This window comes from Thermostichus sp. MS-CIW-25 (genome assembly GCF_054060015.1).
In genome coordinates this window covers 123,764-141,031 of sequence record NZ_JBSSCS010000004.1, presented here as the reverse complement: position 1 = coordinate 141,031, position 17,268 = coordinate 123,764, and the positions used below count along the sequence as shown (strand labels likewise).

Genomic DNA, 17,268 nt, shown 5'->3' with positions numbered 1-17,268 from the left:
CTGGGCAAGGTGCATCTCAAAGTCCAACGCCAGCGTAGAGACTGGGTCATCAAGCTGGCCCGGTGCGTGGTGCTCGCCTACGGCGGCGCGGAGCGCTTTGTCTAGCGACATCGTGGCGTATGAGAACTTGCCGGTGCGCAACTTGGTGCGGAATCACCACTTGGCCAAGTCGCTCGCGTAAGCGGTGCGGAGCACTATTCACGATGCCGGGTGGAGTTTATTCACCGGGTGGCTGGACTCCTACGGGAAGGTCTTGAACAAGGTGGTGGTGGCCGTGCCGCCCCAGTACACCAGTCAGGACTGTTCTCGGTGTGGCCACCGGGTGAAGAAGACGCTGTCCACTCGCACCCATCAATGCCCGCAGTGTGGGGTGGTGATTGACCGAGATGAGAATGCGGCCATCAACATCCTGCGCAAAGGGTTGGAGCTGTTGGGTGAGGAGTGGAGCAACGGTACCTTTGGGCAAAAGGGAACCGCCCCGAAAGGGGGAACGCCTGGGGAGAAAGGCCTACGGCCCGCTGCCGCGATGAGCACCGCTGCTGTGGAGGGGCAACCTGACACGGTAAGTGCTGTCGCAGAACCAGGAACCAGAATCCCCTGCCTTTAGGCAGGGGAGTATGTCAAGGCTCAGGGAAAATAATGGTTTAATGGTGGTTTGACAGCCAAAACTTCCTGGCCCAGGCCGGAACTCTCTTGGCAGGGCCCCTTGATCTTGAGTTTGGGATCCCTTCTCACCTTGTCTATGCTGAAAACCACTCGTCGCTTGGCCCTGCTAGCCCTGTTGGGGCTGGCGGTTCTTGTTCTCGCTCCCCAGAGGGGCCTCGCCAGGCCCATCATCGTCGGCTCCAAGGACTTTACCGAGCAGTTTATTCTGGGGGAAATGTACGCCTTAGCCCTGGAGGCGGCAGGGTTCACGGTGGAGCGCAAGCTCAACCTGGGGGGCACGCCGGTAGCTCATGCGGGCTTGTTGAGCGGCGAGATCGATCTCTACCCCGAGTACACCGGCACTGGCCTGCTGACAGTGCTCAAGTTGCCCACCAGCGGCGACCCGGCAGAGGTGTACGCGACGGTGGCCCGCGAGTACGAGAGCCGGTTCCGATTGATTTGGCTGGATCCCGCCCCCATGAACAACACTCAGGCCCTGGCCATGACCCGAACTAGAGCGGCTGAGCTGGGCATCGCCACCATCTCGGACATGGTGGCCAAAGCGGGCGAGCTGGTGATGATCGGGCCGCCGGAGTTTCAAGCCCGCGAAGATGGACTACCCGGGATCCAAGCAGCTTACGGCAATTTTCGGCTCAAAGCCTACAAAGCGGTGGATCCCGGCCTGCGCTACCAGGGCTTGGTCAATGGGGAAGCGGATGTGGCGGTGGCCTTTGGCACCGATGGGGAAATTGCCGCCTTTGACCTGGTGCTGCTGGAGGATGACAAGCAGCTTTTCCCCCCCTACCAGGTGGCGCCGGTGGTGCGCAAGGATACCCTGGAGGCCAACCCCGGCATTGCCGCTGCTTTGAATGCCCTCTCCCCTCTGCTGACGGATGAGGTGATGCAGCGGTTGAACTACGAGGTGAGCGGCAACCGCAAGGAGCCGGCGGAGGTGGCCAGAGCCTTCTTGGTGGAAGCCGGCATCCTGAAGAAATAATCTTGCCCTTGCACGAGGCCCTGAGGTGAGCACCGTTGAGTTCGAGCGGGTGTCGCTGCGCTTTCCCCACAGTTCCCAGCCGGCTGTGGACGAGTGCAGTTTTTCCGTGGAGTCGGGCCAGTTGGTGGTCATTTTGGGGCCTTCTGGCTGCGGCAAAACCACCCTTCTGAAAATGGTGAATCGCCTACTGGATCCCACCCAGGGGCAGATTCGCTTGGACGGGCGGGATATCCGCCAGTTTCCCGTCACGGCTCTGCGGCAGCGGATCGGCTATGTTATCCAGCAATCGGGGCTGTTTCCCCACATGACGGTGGCCCAGAATGTGGCGGTGGTGCCGCGACTTTTGGGATGGGCGAAGGAGCGCATCCGCGAGCGGGTGGACGAGCTGCTCAGCTTGGTTAATTTGCCCCCCCATGAGTACAGAAACCGCTACCCTGCTCAACTGTCGGGCGGACAACAACAGCGGGTCGGTCTGGCTCGGGCCCTGGCCGGGGATCCAGGGCTGCTGCTGATGGACGAGCCTTTTGGGGCCATCGATGCCATTACCCGCAGCAAGCTGCAAGATGAGATCCTGCGCCTGCAACGGCAATTGAAAAAAACCATCCTGTTCGTCTCCCACGATGTGGAGGAGGCGCTGCGCCTGGCGGATCGCATTTTGGTGATGCAGAAGGGGCGGGTGGTGCAGTTCGATACTCCCTTTCGGCTGCTCACCCAGCCGGCTACTCCCTTTGTTAAGGAACTGCTGGGGGCAGATGACATGGTGCGGCAACTGAGTGTGCTGCGGGTGGAAACGGCGATGGCCGGGATCCCGCACAACCACAAAATCCAAGAGGGAGCGATGGTGAGGCCCCAGGCAACTTTGCGGCAAGCCTTGTCCCTGCTGTTGCGCACAGGGGCGGCAGCCCTGACGGTGTGGGAAGACGGGCGGGCCATCGGGGTTCTGACCTTGGATCACATTCGCAGCTTGGCCATGCTGGAGGGGGGATCCGCGTGAGCTATCTCCTCAGCCATCCCGGCCTGGTGTGGCAGCTCACCCAAGAGCATTTGGCGATGGTGGGGATGACCCTGGGCATGGCGGTGGTGCTGGCGCTGCCGTTGGCCCTGCTGATCCATCAGGTGCGCTGGTTGGCCCTGCCGGTCATGGGGATCCTCAGCATCCTGTACACGGTGCCCAGCCTGGCTTTGATTATTTTGTTGGTGCCCTGGTTTGGCCTGAATGCCCGCTCGGTGGTGGTGGCGATGGTGATCTACACGCAGGTGATCTTGGTGCGCCACTTTTGCGTGGGCCTGCGCTCGGTCGAGCCTGCCATTCTGGAAGCGGCCAAGGGCATGGGGATGAACTTCTGGCAACGGTGGTGGCAGGTGCAGGTGCCGCTCATGCTGCCGATTGTCTTGGCAGGGCTGCGCTTGGCGGCGATTGTGGCCATTGCCATTGCCACCGTGGGGGCCAAGTTTGGGGCGGGAGGACTGGGCACCCTGCTGTTCGATGGCATTGCCCAGGCCGGTCGCTACGACAAGATCTGGGCCGGATCCCTGGCGGTGGGATCCCTGGCCTTGCTGGTGAACACAGCCTTGCTCAGCCTGGAATGGGCGGCCCGTCGTGGCTGAGGGGGTAGACTTAAGGACTCCGTCCCGCTGGCGCGATCGGGCAGGTTTATCCTCTAGTTGTGTGGGGCGAAACTGGGTGTAGCATGGGTGAGCAACCAGGGACTCCGTCCCGCTGGCGTGAGCGGGTGAGAGATTGGTCATCCCGCGCCGATTGGGAGCTGATGGAAGCGCTCAAGGCGGGGCAACCTGCTGCTCTGGCTGCGCTCTACGATCGCTATGCCGGCTTGGTCTATGGGCTGGCCTTCAAGATCCTGGGCCACGTGGCCGAGGCAGAAGACCTGACTCAGGAGGTGTTTGTCGAGCTGTGGCGCAAGGCCGGCTATGATCCTCGGCGGGGATCCCTGAGCAGTTTTTTATGCGTGCTGACCCGTTCGCGGGCCATTGACCGTCTGCGTTCTCAGGGCAGCCATCAACTTCTGTTGAAACGCTGGCAAACCCTTCTCAGCGCCGTTCGTGTTGACGGAACGGAGTCCCATAGCAAGATCCCGCTCCCTTTTGAGCAGGTTTCCATCGAGGAGCGGCGGCAAGCGGTGCAAGCGGCCCTCAGCCAATTGCCCGAAAACCAACGGCAGATCCTGGAGTTGCTCTATTACCAAGGGTTGAGCCAGGCGGACATTGCTCGCCAATTGGGGATCCCGTTGGGGACGGTTAAGACCCGCTCTCGCCAAGCTCTCTGCAAATTGCGGGGATCCCTGCGCGCCCTTCTGGGTTTCTGCTCGCGTTAGCGGGACGGAGTCCTAGGTTTGGAGTTGAGTTCTGGTGTCGGGATGGCCATGTCTGATTGCGTCAGCGGGACGGAGTCCTTTCGCGTCGGCGGGACGGAGTCCTTATCCACCTCGCCCCCTTTAACAGAGGAACGGGAAGAACTGGCCGGCTATCTGCTGGGGGACTTGTCTCCCGAGCAGGCGAGTGCTCTAGAGGCACGCCTAACTCAAGACCCTCGGCTGGTGGCCGAACTGCAAGCCTTGCAAGAAACCTTGGAATTGTTGCCCTACGGATTGCCAGGAGTACTCCCGCCTGCCAGCTTGCGCGATAAGGTGATGGCAGAGGTGGGGGCTATCGGCTTACGCGAGCAGGAGATGGCAGTCCCCCTTCACTCTCCACTGCCTGCTTTTGGGGTGGGGTGGCGCTGGTTGGGAGGCTTGGTGGCGGCAATTTTGGTTCTGCTCAGCTTGGACAACTGGCGACTGCGGCAAGCTCTGCAACTGGCCCAGCTAGAATCGGTGCGGGCATTATCCCATCTCTTGCAACAGCCGGGATCCCGTCTGGTGCATTTGCAGGGGGAGGCGGGGACGGCCAACGTGCTGTTTCGCCCAGGAGACTGGCAGGAGGTTATCTTGGCCGCACGGGATCTGCCCCAACCGGTGGCGGGGGAGCGCTACTCCCTCTGGCTCAAGCTGGACAATGGCGAGTTCCTCTACTGTGGCGACTTTCAGGTGGATGCCCAAGGCTCTGCCCTGGTGGCCCTACGCCCATCCCGCACGCTGCCGACAGGTGCCCGTGCCCAAGAGCTGGTGATTGCGACCGGCTCCCGTCAACTGCCCGCTCGCGCCAGCGGGACGGAGTCCTTGAAACCCCTTCTGAAGGGCAAAGTGTGAGGTGAGAGGAAAGGTTGGCCTGCAAAGGTTAGCTGTGTTGGTGGGGGTGCTGCTGGCCCTTCTGGCTTTGTGGTGGACGGATCCCACGCCAACAACCCTAAGCCACTACGTGACTTCTTTGCGGGAGCGTACCCCTTCTCAGCTCCACAACATTCGCCAAGCCGCCCAAAGCCTGGATGGGGTTTACATCATGCCTGCAGCACGCTCACGGGAACAGGCAGGAGCGATTTTTTCCTTCAACCAAGTGGTGGGGCCCCGCAGCCTGGAACGAGGCTATGTGCCCGCGCCGGTGTTTATGGTGGCCGAAACCCTGGATTCGGTTGGGGGAGGAATCTGTCAGGTGTCCTCTAGCCTTTACAATGCTGCTCTGTTGGCAGGGCTGGAGGTGGTGGAGAGGCACCCCCATTACCGGCAGGTGGAATCGGTGCCCCCTGGCCTGGATGCCACCGTTTGGTACGGCTTGGCCGACCTCAAGCTGCGCAACCCTTTCCCCTGGCCGGTGCGCTTGCGAGTTCAGATCCGCGGCCAAAATCTGATCGTGTCCGTGCTGGGACGGGGATCCCGCCGCGCCCTGAGGATCCCGCCCATCCGTGTAGAGCGGCACCGGCTGGATCCCCAGCATTTGCAGGTGAGCGTGTATCGGGGCAACGAGCGCCTCTCCCAGGATCGCTATGTCGTCGCTCCCTAGCCTCTCATCTTGCCCTCATTGGCCCCCTGCTTCCGCTTCTCAGAGGCAGCTCCCCAGCAACCTCAAGGGGGGCAGGAGGATCCATGTCAATTTCTACACCAACCCAGTTAGCGACAGGGTCGGCGACAAGCCTCAAACCCTGATTCTTCCGTTGACCCGGTCGATCCCGCTCTGGGCAAGGGTTTCAGGCCCCTCGGCGGAGAAAAATAAGGGGAAATTGCAGCCGATCGCGCCAGCGGGACGGAGTCCTTTCGCGCCAGCGGGACGGAGTCCTTAAACGAGACCCTGTCGATCTAGGCCCCTGGATCCCGCTCTGGGTAAGGGTTATAATGGGGGGGGGTCGCTTCCCTTCGGGGAAGTGGAATTAATGGAAACGCTGTAATTAAATTTCAACCCATGAAGTTTTTTGAAAAATACCTTACCGTTTGGGTCTCGCTATGCATTGCTGCAGGCATTGGTCTTGGGAAAATACTGGGGAATTCTGTTTCGGTGCTTGAAAGCTGGCATATATATACCATCAACATTCCGGTAGCGGTGTTGGTTTGGATGATGATCTACCCGATGATGGTACAGATTGATTTTTCATCGATAGGCGGTGTTTCAAAAAATTGGAAAGGGCTGGCGCTGACAGTTACTGTAAACTGGCTGATCAAACCTTTCACCATGGCATTGTTTGGATGGATTTTCTTTAAAAATCTGTATGCTACCTGGATCACTCCGGAAGATGCAGACCAGTACCTGGCAGGTGCCATTCTGCTGGGTGCCGCACCCTGCACAGCCATGGTGTTTGTGTGGAGTTATTTGGTAAAAGGCGATGCCAATTATACGTTAATACAAGTTTCAGTCAACGATCTTATTCTGCCGGTTGCATTTGTACCCATTGTAAAATGGCTGCTGGGAGTAACCAACGTACAGATACCGTATGAAGTACTGATTACTTCGGTGGTTGTTTTTGTTGTTATACCGCTAACTACGGGCTATCTGACCAATCGGATATTGCTTCAACGAAAAGGAAAGGATTGGTTTGAACAAAAATTTCTTCCGGCACTTCGTCCTGTTTCCATACTAGCATTGCTTTCAACCCTGGTTTTACTCTTTGCCTTTCAGGGCGAACACATACTGGATCATCCATACACCATTTTGTTGATAGCCATACCACTGACCATTCAAACCTACTTCATATTTTTTATAACCTGGCTGGGTGGAAAATTGCTCCGTTTATCACATCCGGTTTGTGCACCGGCTGCGATGATTGGTGCCAGTAATTTTTTTGAACTCGCAGTTGCCGTGGCCATATCACTTTTTGGTCTTAATTCAGGTGCGTCGTTAGCCACGGTGGTTGGTGTACTCATAGAAGTACCCATCATGTTATCGTTGGTAGCCATCGCTAACAGTTGGAGGTATTAAATTAAAAAATTCATAGCATGAAAAAAATCTTGGTTTTATGCACAGGTAATAGCTGCCGTAGTCAAATGGTACATGGTTATTTAGAAAATCTGTTACAAGGTAAAGCTCATATTTACAGTGCCGGTATTGAGATGCATGGCGTAAATCCGAGAGCCATACAAATCATGAAGGAAGATGGAATTGATATCAGTCATCATACCAGCAACCATGTAAATGAATACTTAAACATACCCTTTGATTACATCATCACGGTATGTGATCATGCCAGAGAAAACTGTCCGTACATACCAGGTAATTCCATTCGCATACATCATAGTTTTTCTGATCCTGCCAAAGCAACCGGAAGTGAAGAAGAAATTATGCATGCATTTCGTATGGTTCGAAATGAGATACGCACATTCTGCGAAGAATTTTCAAAGACTATCATTGCTTAATCCTAGTAAGAAAACACAAACAAAAAAGCCCCGGTTACGGGGCTTTCTGATTTATTTTACAACCATGATGCGTTGTGTTATCGCTTGTTTTCCGTCAGATATTCTAAGAAGATAAATTCCAGAAGACAATCCGTCTGTGATCAAAGTTATTTGCTGCTGAGATGGAGCAATGGTAAATTGCTGCAACACCTGACCCAGTGTTGTCATCAGTTCTCCTTTCAACGGTTCGGCAGAAGCCAATTGCAGAGCAATGGTAATCATATCAGTAGCCGGATTGGGATGCACCAAAAAGTTGGAGGTATTCATCACTTCATCCAGCGAAGAACAGTTAAGTACTGTAACCGATGCAGTGGCAGTTGCTGTACATCCGTTAGTAGCTGTGGCTGTAACGGTATAGGTAGTAGTGGATGCAGGGCTTACATTGATGGAAGCAGTATTAGCACCTGTATTCCAAGTAAAACTATTACCACCAGAAGCAGTAAGATTTACAGAGCTTCCCTGACAAATAGTACCGCCACCACTTATAGTAGGTGTGGGCAAAGGATTCACCACAATACTGGCTGTTGCCGTGTTTGTTCCGTTTAAATTGCTAGCTGTTAATGTTACAGTATATGTCCCCGCTGAATTAAATGTTACAGTAGGGCTGGCAGCCGTACTTGTTGAAGGAGTTCCGCCGGGGAAGGACCAGCTATAGGAAGTAGCATTGGTAGATGTATTGGTAAATGTAATACTTTGCCCTGCACAGATGTTAGTTGATGAAACATTAAAAGAAGCGCTTAGTGGTGTATTGGTTGCAGCACTAATGTTTATATCATCCAGATAAGTAACATTTCCCCATCCACTTCGCAATTGAAATCTGATTCTGGCGGCGGTTTGAGAAGCATACGGGCTTAAATCTATTGTCTTGGTTGCCCATTGTGATGGGGTAGGTACAAATGCGGTGGTCATATCAGGTGCTGTAGCCAATGGACTCGGGCCTGTATTATTACCATAAGATGCTAATCGTATCCAAGTATTGCCACAATCAGTGGTGATACTTACTATTAATGAATCAGTCGCTTCCCTTCGGGGAAGTGGAATTAATGGAAACAGACAGGCTGACAGATCGGCGTTGGGCAGCGTCGCGTTGCTTCCCTTCGGGGAAGTGGAATTAATGGAAAAATTAATGGAAACATTAATGGAAACAAACCAAGTGATCCCCTTTCACTTCCAGCCAGTGCCCACCTGGATAATCGGGGCTACGGCTGCCTCGGTCTGCTTTTAAGAGCTGGATCCCGGCTTCTACCTGTTCAAAGGTGGGGTGGTGGGGCAACACCAGGGACAAAAACTGGAACATTACCTGCCGCTGCAGAGCCAAGGGGGCAGCCCGCAAGGGATCCCGTCGCAGCCCTGGCAAAGCGGGCTCATATACCTGTGGCCATAGCTGAGCTGCTTGAGCTACCACCAGCTCATGTTCTGCTTGCAGCAGTGTGGCAGCCCGATTCAGGGCCGCTTCCAGTTGCGGGTTGAAGTGCTGTTTCAAGTAAGGCATCACCTCTAGGCGGAGGCGGTTGCGGCCATGGGCCAGATCTTGGTTGCTGCGATCCGGCCAGACCGGCAATTGGTGCTGTTGGCAAAATTGCTCGGTTTCCCAACGGTATAGCTCCAGCAGGGGTCGCACCACTTGGGCAGAGGTGGGATCCCGGTCGTCTAGGTGCCGCTGCCAATCCAGGCTGCTCAGCCCGGCGGCTCCTGTTCCCCGCAACAAGTTCCACAAAAACGTCTCTGCTCGATCCGTGGCCGTATGCCCCATCACCACGGCGCTGCAATCCCAGATGCGGGCCCATTTCTCCAGTTGTTGGTAGCGCCAAGCCCTGGCCCCTGCTTCGTCTCGGCGGATGGGATCCGCAGTCTCAACAGCATGAGGTAGTCCCTGCTGCTGCAGCCACCCCTGCAAAAAGCGGGCACACTCCGTTTCATCTGCCGACCAGCGGTGATCACAATGCAGAACAAATATCTGCCAGCCCCAGCGAGGCTGTAGATCCCGCAGGATTTGGAGCAGGCAAAAAGAATCTTGCCCGCCCGAAAAAGCCACCAGCAGCCGCTGGCCAGGGTGAAGAAGTTGCCGCTGCCGAATGGCGCACTGTACCCGCAGGTGGAGAGGAGAGAGCCTGGCCACAGCTTGCTATTGCTCACGTACAACCCAGACCCTGCCTGCCTTCATGGGATCCCTTAGGCAAGAGCCCGGGTCAGATGAGAGGCCACCGCCTGCACAGCAGCAATGCTGCGTTCGTAGGCCATTCGGGTCGGCCCCAGCAAGGTGACGGTGCCCAGAGGAGCCGAGCGACGGTGGTAAGTGGAGGCGATAACCGTGCAGTGGTGCAGAGACTCCAGTGGATTCTCGCTGCCAATGTAGATGATCACCGGGATCTTGGGGGCAGGCTGTCCTGACTCTTGATCCATCTCCGTTGAGCTCGGCAGAGGAGGCAGATGCGCCAACTGCGGATCACCCCCATCGGCAAAATGGAGCCCGATCATCCCCTGCAGTTGCTTGGCTCCCTCCTCGATCAACTGCATCACCGCCTGCACCTGCCGGGCCTGGGAAAACTCCGGCTGACGCATCAACTCGGCCATGCCGGCACTGAACACCTGTCCCAGCGAGGGCTGCAGATACCGTTGCACCACCGAGCGCAGCAGTTGCTGCAGCCAATGGCTGTAGGTACGAAATTCTTCATCCAGTTTTAGCCAGCTCAGATCTTGCAGCTCGGCAAAGGTTTTGCCCCGCAGCTTCAGAGTGAGAAAGTTGCTGAGCAATTGCAGTTCATCTTCCAAATCCTCGCGGGAGTCGCTGGGCCAGTCGGGGGGGCTGACCAGAGCCGAATGGGTTTGATAAGAGTCGGTCACCACCAACACCATCACCCGCCCTGGCGCTACCGACACCAACTGCACATGATGAATGGCTACCACCGGCCCCTGAGGAGGGGTGATAAGAGCAATGCAACCGCTCAGATGGGCCAAAAGCTGGGCCACCCTTTGTAGGAGACTGTCCAAGTCATCTCCCAGCTCACGGCCAAGCTGATCCATCAACTGTTGCAGGGCAGGATGGGGATCCGGCTGAGGAGCATCGTGAGGGATCCCACCGCTGTTGGCGGAGGTCAACAAATCGTTGACATAAACCCGATAGCCAAAGTCGGAGGGAACCCGTCCGGCGGAGGTGTGGGGCTGAAACAGTAACCCCACCTGCTCAAGGGTGGCCAGGTCGTTACGAATGGTGGCCGTGCTCACCCCAAAGTTATAGGACTGGGCCAAGGTTTTGGAACCGACAGGTTCAGCCGTCGCAATGTAGCTGCGCACCGTCGCCCAGAGAATCTTCCGCTGGCGGGGAGTCAGTTCGAGTTTCATAGCCGATCAAAAGAACCCAGTCAACACCTATCTATCTAAAGGGAAGTGCTAAACAGAGCCGGTAAATTGCTCCAGGATAGACCAACTCAGGGTTGAGATACGAATCTAGACAAACTTTCGCGTCTAAATACATCTGTATGCATCTATTGTTACTCTTTCATGACGGGTTGCCCAGGAAGGGAGTCGCAACACCCAATGCCGAAAGAGGTTGAGGCTGTGGGTTGTGCAGGAGAAAGGGAAATCCCCTCTAGCCTAGACCCCTTTTTTTGCCCAGAGGTGATATAAAGTTGAGTCAACTCTAGGCCAACTGGGCCTGCTGCTGTCCCCCCTGTATCCTTTTGTATCTTTGAGGTTGTCCCGTGTACTTATCCCCCCAGGAGAAAGACAAGTTGTTGATCTACCTGGCTGCCCAGTTGGCTCGGGATCGGCGGCAGCGGGGCCTCAAACTCAATTACCCTGAGGCAGTGGCCTACTTGAGCGCAGCGGTTTTGGAGGGGGCGCGGGAAGGGAAAACGGTCGCCCAATTGATGAGCGAGGGGCTGACGTGGCTGACCCGCGAGGACGTAATGCCCGGGATCCCGGAGATGATCCCCGAAATCCAAGTGGAAGCCACCTTTCCCGACGGCACCAAGCTGGTTACCTTGCACCATCCCATTCGCTAGCGTCGGGGCTGCCCGCTTTCAGGGATCCCCCAGATGCTCCAAAGACCGAAAAACTTCAGGAGGTTGTCCCCATGCCCTCTGGCCGCAAATCCAAAACCACGCCTGGCGCCAACGCGGAGCCAGCCCTAATCCCAGGGGAACTGCTGCTGGCAGAGGATCCCATCCAGGCCAACGTCGGGCGGGCCACCGTGACCCTGGAGGTTACCAACCGAGGGGATCGGCCCATTCAGGTGGGATCCCATTTTCACTTTTTTGAGGTGAACCGAGCCCTGGTTTTCGATCGCGCCGCCAGCTTTGGCATGCGCCTCAACATTCCTTCCGGCAATGCGGTGCGTTTTGAGCCAGGCCAAACCCATCGGGTGACGCTGGTGGCTTTGGGGGGCAAGGGGTTGGTGCATGGCTTCAATCGGCTCACGGAGGGTACGGTACGCTCTGCCGCCCAAAAGCGGCTGGCCCTGGCCCGATTGCAGGAGTGGATGGGTCAAGCAGCCAATCCCTAGGGAGTACCGCCCCCCCCAAGTGTGCAGCTTTGGGCAGCCGTGCCAAGGTTCAACCCCATCCCCGTCTCCGCTCAGATTCAGGACAGTAGGGCTATCCTATTTCTCCCCTAGGAGCGGGCAGATGTCAGAACGCGAGACTATCTTGTGGATGTGGGTGCAAGGCTTGGGGCTAAATCTTTCTGGGTTGGCGCTGTTGGCAGCAGCAGGCACCGCCTTTGGGCCTCTCAGTTGGACAGGTGCGACGGTGGCGGTGATGTTGAAGCTCATTGGAGATGGCCAACTGCTGCGGAGCTACTGGCTCTGGCGAAGCCGGCGACAACAGAGGGGATCCCAGCCCGTCAGCTCGGCAGCGGCAGTGCTCCACAGTCAAGCTTGAGACATCGCCCGGCACTTGTCCGGTCTCCGACTCGAGAATGCCAACGCGACCACCCCTACTCCCTTCTGGCACTGGCAAGCCTCACTGTACAAGCCTCACTGTAAATGAGCCACGGTCACTCCAGTACCGCCGTCTTCGGGATCAGCGGCTGAAAAACGCTGAACGCGCGGGTGATTTTGGAGATAAGCCTGGACGCCGGCTTTCAGGCGCCCTGTGCCGTGGCCGTGGATGATCCAAACCGGGCCGGGAGGAGCTTGGGCAAAGTGCTGTTCCAGAATGGCCTCAGCATCAGCAACGGTTTTCCCCCTCAGATCGAGGGTGTTCTGGCTGGTGCGCAGGTTCAGGGGAGCGGTGGCTGCAGGGGAGGGAGGTGGGGCTTTGGGGCGTTGGCGTTGCTTAGCCTGGTGTTCATCGATGGGATCCAACTGCCCCCGTGGCACTGTGAATTTGAGGATGCCGCTGCGCACTACATATACATCTCCTTCGATGGCGATCACCTCTCCCGTCTGCCCCAAGCCTCTCAGCCGCACCCGATCTCCCACCTCTGGCACAAACTCCATATCCACAGGCGGCGGTGGGGGAGAGTAGCGCTGCTGGATTTGCGCCAGCTCGGCAGTAATGCGTTGGGGATCCTCTCCCTGCTGCAATTTGCGGATGGCGGCAGCCACTTCCTGACGGGCAGCAGCCAACAGGGCTTGCAGTTCTTGGTTTTGCTTCTGCTCCAGCCGGGCTTCTCGCTCGGCGATTTGGCGGCTACGCTGTTGCATTTGTTGATATAGGCTCTCCAGCTCTCGATGCAGGGATCCCACCTGGGCCGCCCGCTCTTCCAATTGAGCTCGCTGCGCTTCCAGCCCGGCAATCACCTGATCCACCTGGCTTTCCCCCTGCAGGTGCTGCTGGGCCCGCCGCAGAATCTCTGGATCCAACTGCAGCCGTTGAGCAATGGTCAAGGCATTGGAGCGGCCTGGGATCCCCCACAAAAGGCGATAGGTGGGGGCCAGGGTGACCTCATCAAACTCCACCGAGGCATTTTCAAAGCAGGGATGTTGGTATTTCAGGGCCTTCAACTCGCCGTAGTGGGTGGTGGCCAGGGTGAGCAGCGCCTTTTCCGAGAGATACTCCAACAGCCCAGCCGCCAGGGCAGCGCCTTCGGTGGGATCCGTGCCCGCCCCCACCTCATCCAACAGGACAAGGGCCGGCTCTGGAGTGGACTGCAGGGCCTGTACCATGCGGCTGATGCGGCGGATGTGCCCTGAAAAGGTGGAGAGATTTTGTTGCAGCGATTGTTCGTCCCCAATGTCGGCGTAAACCCTGTCGAACCAAGGCAGTTGGGGCGGATCTTGAGCCGGCAGGAAGATCCCCGCCTTGGCCATGAGCACCAACAGCCCCAGGGTTTTCAAGGCAACGGTTTTGCCGCCGGTGTTGGGGCCGGTGATGACTACGACCCGAATCGAGTCCGAGAGGGTGAAGTCGATAGGGACAACAGCAGAGCCTTGACCCTCCGAAGGGGCAGCGGCGCGAGATTGCCAGAGCAGCAGGGGGTGCTTGGCCTGACGCAGGCGCAATCCTGCCGAGACAAACTGGGGACGATTGCCGTCCAGCCAGAGGCTGTAGCGACCCCGAGCCAGAGCCACATCCAACCCCACCATCACCCCCTGCAAATGCTCCAGATCGGTGGCGACGGAGGCCACCTGAGCCGAGAGCGCGGCTAAGATCCGCTCTTCCTCCGCCTGAATCTGAACTTGGGTTTCTCGCCAGCGGTTGCCCAGTTCCACCACGGCGTAGGGCTCCACATAGAGGGTGGCCCCACTGGCAGAGCTGTCATGCACAATGCCGCGGATGAGATCCCGATGGGTGGCCTTGACCATCAGGACAAACCGTCCCTGCCGCTGGCCGATCAGGTTGTCCTGCAGCGCCTGGGGGTACTGGCTCATCAACTGTTGCAGGCGCTCCTGGATCTGGCTGCGCTGTTGCCGTTGCTGCTGGCGCAGATTGGCAAGGGCAGGGCTGGCGCTGTCCCGCACCTCGCCATGTTCCTCCAGGCAGCGGAAGATCTCCTGCTCCAGCTCCGGGTAGGTGCGCAGGGTGCTCACCCAAGTTTGCAAGCGTGGCAGATGGTCGTGGTCGTCGATCAGACGACGAATGCGGCGGGCCGCCCCCAGAGTTGTAGCAATCTGCACCAGCTCTTCCCCGCTCAGGATCCCCCCCCGTTCAGCCCGTTCCAAAGCCGGCAGCAGGTTGTGGATCCCTGCCATGGAAAGGCCCCCCGCCTGTGTGCGATCGAGGCGGATCGCTTCCTCAGTCTGATCGAGGTAGGCTTCGCTATCGGCGCGGCTCTGCCAGGGATCCAGCTCTAGGCAGGCACGACGGCCCAAGGGTGTGGCAGCAAAGGTGGCCAAGTGTTGACAGAGGCGGGGCCACTCCAGCAATTCCAAGGTTTCTTGCCGTTCGCCTTGGCAGGCCGTAGGCCTTGGGGAGGGATCGGGCTTGGAGAAGACTGGCAGCGGGTGCAAGGTGGGGACGGTGGGCATTAACCATTCAGCGATGCAAAGAACCCTGGAGACGCAGTTGCTTCATCTCTTGCAAAAACTGCTGTTGATACTTGAGGAAGGCAGTGTGCCACTCGCGGAAGCGACGTTCGCCATCCCGCACCAGCATCTGGCGGTACTGCTCTGAGTTGAGACGGGGCTGAGCAAAAGATGGGTTCATAGGGATCGGGGACGCTCTCCATCCTATTGTGGCAGGCTCTGGGTCGGCTTCCACAGATAGCTTTTGGTGAGAGGGGCACGCTGATAATGGCGCCGTTGTCTCACGCGCTGCCTCTGGTGATCTTCCCAAGAAGCTGAGCTCACCGAAAAACTGGGTTCAAAGCCCCGCCCTACCGCTGTGGGGTTCGCCTTGGGTGTCCTGTGGAGGGTGGAAGTGAGCTGCATTCACGGCCAAACTGAACCTCACAAGCCTGCCATACTGAAGGAAGTTGCTGCACTCAAAACACTCAAGATCCGTGCGCAAACGAGTCACCCTCATTTTCCCCCGCCATTTGGTGAATGTGCCTCTCACCTATCGGTTGGCCAAAGACTTCGATGTGGCTGCCAATATCGTGCGCGCCAGGGTAGCCCCCAACGAAGTGGGTACTTTGGTGGTGGAGCTGTCGGGGGATATCGACCAGGTGGAAGCAGGATTGGAATGGGTACAGTCTTTGGGCATTGAGGTGACTGAACGGGCCAAGGAAATTCAGATTGACCCAGACTTGTGTGTGGATTGCGGATTGTGTACGGGAGTTTGCCCAACCGAGGCCCTGAAGATTTCTGCTCCCAACTGGAAGCTGGAGTTCTCCCGCAACCGCTGCGTCATGTGCGAACAGTGCGTACCCACCTGCCCCGTTGGGGCGATCAGCACCAGTTTGTAGTCAGTTGGCCGAGTTACCGACTTCCTTCAGCCGACAAATCTCTTCACAATGCCGTTAACGATGCTGTTAGACTTGTTGGACACAGGTCAAATAGCTGCAGGACGCACTCGACATGGCTTCTACTCCATCGTTGATCGGGTTAACTTATGCCGGTTTGGCTGTTCTCTATCTGCTGGTGCTGCCTCTGTTGTCTCTGCTGTATGTGGACAAACGCTGGACTTCAGGCAGTGCTTGGGAAAAGGTGTTGATGTTTTTCTTGGTCTTGTTTTTCTTTCCCGGCATGGTGCTCTTGGCTCCCTTCATGACGTTCCGGCCCAAGCCCCGGTCGCTGTAAGGTCAGCCGTTTGTCGGTTCACTGAGCCATGCGCAGATTGGATGTTCTTGCTATAGGCTTAGCCCTGCTGTTGGGGGGAGGGATCCTCTATGGCCTGCTGCTTTGGGCGGGCTTGGATACGGGGGCTGCGCAGCAGATATCGAGCGTGGTGCTCCTGCTGGCTTGCTTGGGGTGGACTTTTGGCTACCTGAGGCGGGTGCTGCGGGGGGAAATGACCCTGAAGGCTCAGTGGGCCAGCTTTGAGACCCAGCAACTTCAAGAGAAACTCCACTCGCTGTCTCCGGAAGAGTGGCAGGCCCTGCAAGCTGAATTGGAAAGTGAGAAAGAAGGGATCCCGGATTGGGTTGAGCAGGAGAAACATTGAGGCCGTCGGACAGGCCGCACCCAGAAATGGGCTGTCGGCTGCTAGGGATCCAGGTTTAAGGGTATGGAGCGTCGGGCTTAAACCGCAATACTTGTATATCTGTATATCCGGTTACCATTTGCTTCCCCTAAGAATGCTACATTACGCCCCGCACAAGATTCTGGCGTACGACGGATTATTAAGTGGTGCAAGCCTTTGCCTTTCCTTCTACTCGCATATCTCCATCCACTGTGAGAAAAACCATACTGCTAGCTCAGGGCCAGCCCTCGCAAATTCATCTCTGGAAGTTGGCGCTGGAGTCTCAGGGGCACTCTGTGGTGCCGATTTCCCCACGTGAAGATCTGCTAGAGGCGGCAACAAGCCAGCCGCTGGATCTGATGGTGGTGGACATGACGACGGGGCTGTTTAACCCCTATGCCTTTTGTCGAGAGTGTCAAAGCAAGCTGCCCAACATCCCTGTTATCCTGACTCATCACCCCCGCCGCCACATCGAGCCCGCAGAGCGGCGCTGGGCAATCTACCAGGGGGCAGCAGATGTGATCCCTGGCTTGGCAGAGGCCGGCGACCTTCTCCACTCCCTCGAACGAATTTACGAGGCTGCCAGGTGGTTTTTGCCTATTGACACGGAGGCGCTCCACAGGGCTCTGAAGCAAGCGGGCTTATGGCCGGCGGAGGTCAGCCGTACATCTTCTTCCACCCCTCCCCCGCAGCCGAGCGCCCACTCTCCCACCGCCCCTCCACAACCCATCACCGCGGAAGGGGATCCAGGGCAGAAAGACTTGACCCCGCAGGTGAAGTACCGATTGATGTACCGGGGTCGCCCTGTCGATTGAGCACGTTTTCTCGCACTGTCTTGCTCTGCCAG

The 17,268-nt window shown here is 57.4% G+C and carries 20 protein-coding genes and 1 pseudogene; 16 read left to right on the top strand and 5 right to left on the bottom strand.

Translation table 11 applies throughout. The annotated features are described in order from the left end of the window. The 9 genes and pseudogenes from ACVWZ1_RS03070 to ACVWZ1_RS03030 form a co-directional block, all read left to right on the top strand. A pseudogene (locus ACVWZ1_RS03070) lies at positions 1 to 607 on the top strand (RNA-guided endonuclease InsQ/TnpB family protein); the annotation flags it as partial. Between the two features lie 135 nt (positions 608 to 742). Next, a complete protein-coding gene (locus tag ACVWZ1_RS03065) occupies positions 743 to 1,642 on the top strand; it encodes a glycine betaine ABC transporter substrate-binding protein (RefSeq protein ID WP_457466062.1) in 900 nt (299 codons plus the stop codon). A 25-nt stretch (positions 1,643 to 1,667) separates the two neighbouring features. Then, the gene (locus tag ACVWZ1_RS03060) at positions 1,668 to 2,636 is read left to right on the top strand and encodes an ABC transporter ATP-binding protein (RefSeq protein WP_457502482.1); all 969 of its coding nucleotides are present in this window, start codon (positions 1,668 to 1,670) and stop codon (positions 2,634 to 2,636) included. Beyond that, a complete protein-coding gene (locus tag ACVWZ1_RS03055; RefSeq protein WP_414418133.1) occupies positions 2,633 to 3,250 on the top strand; it encodes an ABC transporter permease in 618 nt (205 codons plus the stop codon). The genes ACVWZ1_RS03060 and ACVWZ1_RS03055 overlap by 4 nt, the downstream gene beginning before the upstream one ends. An 83-nt stretch (positions 3,251 to 3,333) precedes the next feature. Beyond that, positions 3,334 to 3,975, top strand: a complete 642-nt coding sequence (locus ACVWZ1_RS03050) for a sigma-70 family RNA polymerase sigma factor (RefSeq protein WP_457502481.1) — start codon at positions 3,334 to 3,336, stop codon at positions 3,973 to 3,975. A gap of 48 nt (positions 3,976 to 4,023) precedes the next feature. Further along, the gene (locus ACVWZ1_RS03045) at positions 4,024 to 4,848 is read left to right on the top strand and encodes an anti-sigma factor domain-containing protein (RefSeq protein ID WP_457465930.1); all 825 of its coding nucleotides are present in this window, start codon (positions 4,024 to 4,026) and stop codon (positions 4,846 to 4,848) included. 1 nt (position 4,849) lies between these two features. Further along, positions 4,850 to 5,536 carry a VanW family protein gene (locus tag ACVWZ1_RS03040; protein WP_457465932.1) on the top strand — a complete coding sequence of 229 codons (687 nt, stop codon included), beginning with the start codon at positions 4,850 to 4,852 and terminating at the stop codon, positions 5,534 to 5,536. Between the two features lie 396 nt (positions 5,537 to 5,932). Next, positions 5,933 to 6,943 (top strand): ACR3 family arsenite efflux transporter, encoded by a 1,011-nt coding sequence (arsB, locus tag ACVWZ1_RS03035; RefSeq protein ID WP_457502480.1) that lies wholly within the window; start codon positions 5,933 to 5,935, stop codon positions 6,941 to 6,943. Between the two features lie 17 nt (positions 6,944 to 6,960). Further along, on the top strand, positions 6,961 to 7,377 hold the full coding sequence (locus ACVWZ1_RS03030; RefSeq protein ID WP_414357575.1) for an arsenate reductase ArsC: 417 nt from the start codon (positions 6,961 to 6,963) through the stop codon (positions 7,375 to 7,377). 51 nt (positions 7,378 to 7,428) lie between these two features. Here the strand turns inward: ACVWZ1_RS03030 and ACVWZ1_RS03025 are convergent, their stop codons facing one another. From ACVWZ1_RS03025 to ACVWZ1_RS03015, 3 genes are all read right to left on the bottom strand, one after another. Continuing rightward, positions 7,429 to 8,325, bottom strand: coding sequence for a PKD domain-containing protein (locus tag ACVWZ1_RS03025; RefSeq protein WP_457502479.1), 897 nt, complete (start codon positions 8,323 to 8,325; stop codon positions 7,429 to 7,431). Positions 8,326 to 8,551: 226 nt separating this feature from the next. Next, positions 8,552 to 9,535, bottom strand: coding sequence for a tRNA lysidine(34) synthetase TilS (gene tilS / locus ACVWZ1_RS03020; protein ID WP_457465937.1), 984 nt, complete (start codon positions 9,533 to 9,535; stop codon positions 8,552 to 8,554). A gap of 53 nt (positions 9,536 to 9,588) precedes the next feature. Continuing rightward, positions 9,589 to 10,758 (bottom strand): HrcA family transcriptional regulator, encoded by a 1,170-nt coding sequence (locus ACVWZ1_RS03015; RefSeq protein WP_457465939.1) that lies wholly within the window; start codon positions 10,756 to 10,758, stop codon positions 9,589 to 9,591. Between the two features lie 359 nt (positions 10,759 to 11,117). On the opposite strand from ACVWZ1_RS03015, the gene ACVWZ1_RS03010 reads away from it, so the two are divergent. The 3 genes from ACVWZ1_RS03010 to ACVWZ1_RS03000 all read left to right on the top strand — a co-directional run bounded on the left by ACVWZ1_RS03010 (position 11,118) and on the right by ACVWZ1_RS03000 (position 12,296). Further along, positions 11,118 to 11,420 (top strand): urease subunit gamma, encoded by a 303-nt coding sequence (locus ACVWZ1_RS03010; RefSeq protein ID WP_011433938.1) that lies wholly within the window; start codon positions 11,118 to 11,120, stop codon positions 11,418 to 11,420. Positions 11,421 to 11,491: 71 nt separating this feature from the next. Next, positions 11,492 to 11,920 carry an urease subunit beta gene (locus ACVWZ1_RS03005; protein ID WP_414383119.1) on the top strand — a complete coding sequence of 143 codons (429 nt, stop codon included), beginning with the start codon at positions 11,492 to 11,494 and terminating at the stop codon, positions 11,918 to 11,920. A 121-nt stretch (positions 11,921 to 12,041) separates the two neighbouring features. Beyond that, positions 12,042 to 12,296, top strand: a complete 255-nt coding sequence (locus ACVWZ1_RS03000) for a hypothetical protein (RefSeq protein ID WP_457502478.1) — start codon at positions 12,042 to 12,044, stop codon at positions 12,294 to 12,296. Positions 12,297 to 12,391: 95 nt separating this feature from the next. Here the strand turns inward: ACVWZ1_RS03000 and ACVWZ1_RS02995 are convergent, their stop codons facing one another. Then, on the bottom strand, positions 12,392 to 14,827 hold the full coding sequence (locus tag ACVWZ1_RS02995; protein ID WP_457502477.1) for an endonuclease MutS2: 2,436 nt from the start codon (positions 14,825 to 14,827) through the stop codon (positions 12,392 to 12,394). 7 nt (positions 14,828 to 14,834) lie between these two features. Further along, positions 14,835 to 15,005 carry a hypothetical protein gene (locus ACVWZ1_RS02990; RefSeq protein ID WP_187147233.1) on the bottom strand — a complete coding sequence of 57 codons (171 nt, stop codon included), beginning with the start codon at positions 15,003 to 15,005 and terminating at the stop codon, positions 14,835 to 14,837. A 295-nt stretch (positions 15,006 to 15,300) separates the two neighbouring features. Between ACVWZ1_RS02990 and ACVWZ1_RS02985 the strand changes: the two genes are divergently transcribed. The 4 genes from ACVWZ1_RS02985 (at position 15,301) to ACVWZ1_RS02970 (ending at position 17,236) form a co-directional block, all read left to right on the top strand. After that, complete coding sequence (locus ACVWZ1_RS02985; RefSeq protein ID WP_414409519.1) at positions 15,301 to 15,705, top strand: NIL domain-containing protein; 405 nt, start codon at positions 15,301 to 15,303, stop codon at positions 15,703 to 15,705. 112 nt (positions 15,706 to 15,817) lie between these two features. Beyond that, the gene (ndhL, locus tag ACVWZ1_RS02980) at positions 15,818 to 16,039 is read left to right on the top strand and encodes an NAD(P)H-quinone oxidoreductase subunit L (RefSeq protein ID WP_011433942.1); all 222 of its coding nucleotides are present in this window, start codon (positions 15,818 to 15,820) and stop codon (positions 16,037 to 16,039) included. A 28-nt stretch (positions 16,040 to 16,067) separates the two neighbouring features. Next, the gene (locus tag ACVWZ1_RS02975; RefSeq protein WP_457501106.1) at positions 16,068 to 16,403 is read left to right on the top strand and encodes a DUF3007 family protein; all 336 of its coding nucleotides are present in this window, start codon (positions 16,068 to 16,070) and stop codon (positions 16,401 to 16,403) included. Positions 16,404 to 16,690: 287 nt separating this feature from the next. Beyond that, positions 16,691 to 17,236 (top strand): response regulator, encoded by a 546-nt coding sequence (locus tag ACVWZ1_RS02970; protein WP_457502476.1) that lies wholly within the window; start codon positions 16,691 to 16,693, stop codon positions 17,234 to 17,236. The last annotated feature ends 32 nt before the right edge of the window (positions 17,237 to 17,268 follow it).

Coding starts and splice junctions, on each gene's coding strand:
- ACVWZ1_RS03065 (WP_457466062.1), top strand. CDS start 743: ATGCTGAAAACCACTCGTCGCTTGGCCCTGCTAGCCCTGTTGGGGCTG.
- ACVWZ1_RS03050 (WP_457502481.1), top strand. CDS start 3,334: ATGGGTGAGCAACCAGGGACTCCGTCCCGCTGGCGTGAGCGGGTGAGA.
- ACVWZ1_RS03045 (WP_457465930.1), top strand. CDS start 4,024: ATGTCTGATTGCGTCAGCGGGACGGAGTCCTTTCGCGTCGGCGGGACG.
- arsB (WP_457502480.1), top strand. CDS start 5,933: ATGAAGTTTTTTGAAAAATACCTTACCGTTTGGGTCTCGCTATGCATT.
- ACVWZ1_RS03030 (WP_414357575.1), top strand. CDS start 6,961: ATGAAAAAAATCTTGGTTTTATGCACAGGTAATAGCTGCCGTAGTCAA.
- ACVWZ1_RS03025 (WP_457502479.1), bottom strand. CDS start 8,325: ATGACCACCGCATTTGTACCTACCCCATCACAATGGGCAACCAAGACA.
- ACVWZ1_RS03015 (WP_457465939.1), bottom strand. CDS start 10,758: ATGAAACTCGAACTGACTCCCCGCCAGCGGAAGATTCTCTGGGCGACG.
- ACVWZ1_RS03005 (WP_414383119.1), top strand. CDS start 11,492: ATGCCCTCTGGCCGCAAATCCAAAACCACGCCTGGCGCCAACGCGGAG.
- ACVWZ1_RS03000 (WP_457502478.1), top strand. CDS start 12,042: ATGTCAGAACGCGAGACTATCTTGTGGATGTGGGTGCAAGGCTTGGGG.
- ACVWZ1_RS02995 (WP_457502477.1), bottom strand. CDS start 14,827: ATGCCCACCGTCCCCACCTTGCACCCGCTGCCAGTCTTCTCCAAGCCC.
- ACVWZ1_RS02990 (WP_187147233.1), bottom strand. CDS start 15,005: ATGAACCCATCTTTTGCTCAGCCCCGTCTCAACTCAGAGCAGTACCGC.
- ndhL (WP_011433942.1), top strand. CDS start 15,818: ATGGCTTCTACTCCATCGTTGATCGGGTTAACTTATGCCGGTTTGGCT.
- ACVWZ1_RS02975 (WP_457501106.1), top strand. CDS start 16,068: ATGCGCAGATTGGATGTTCTTGCTATAGGCTTAGCCCTGCTGTTGGGG.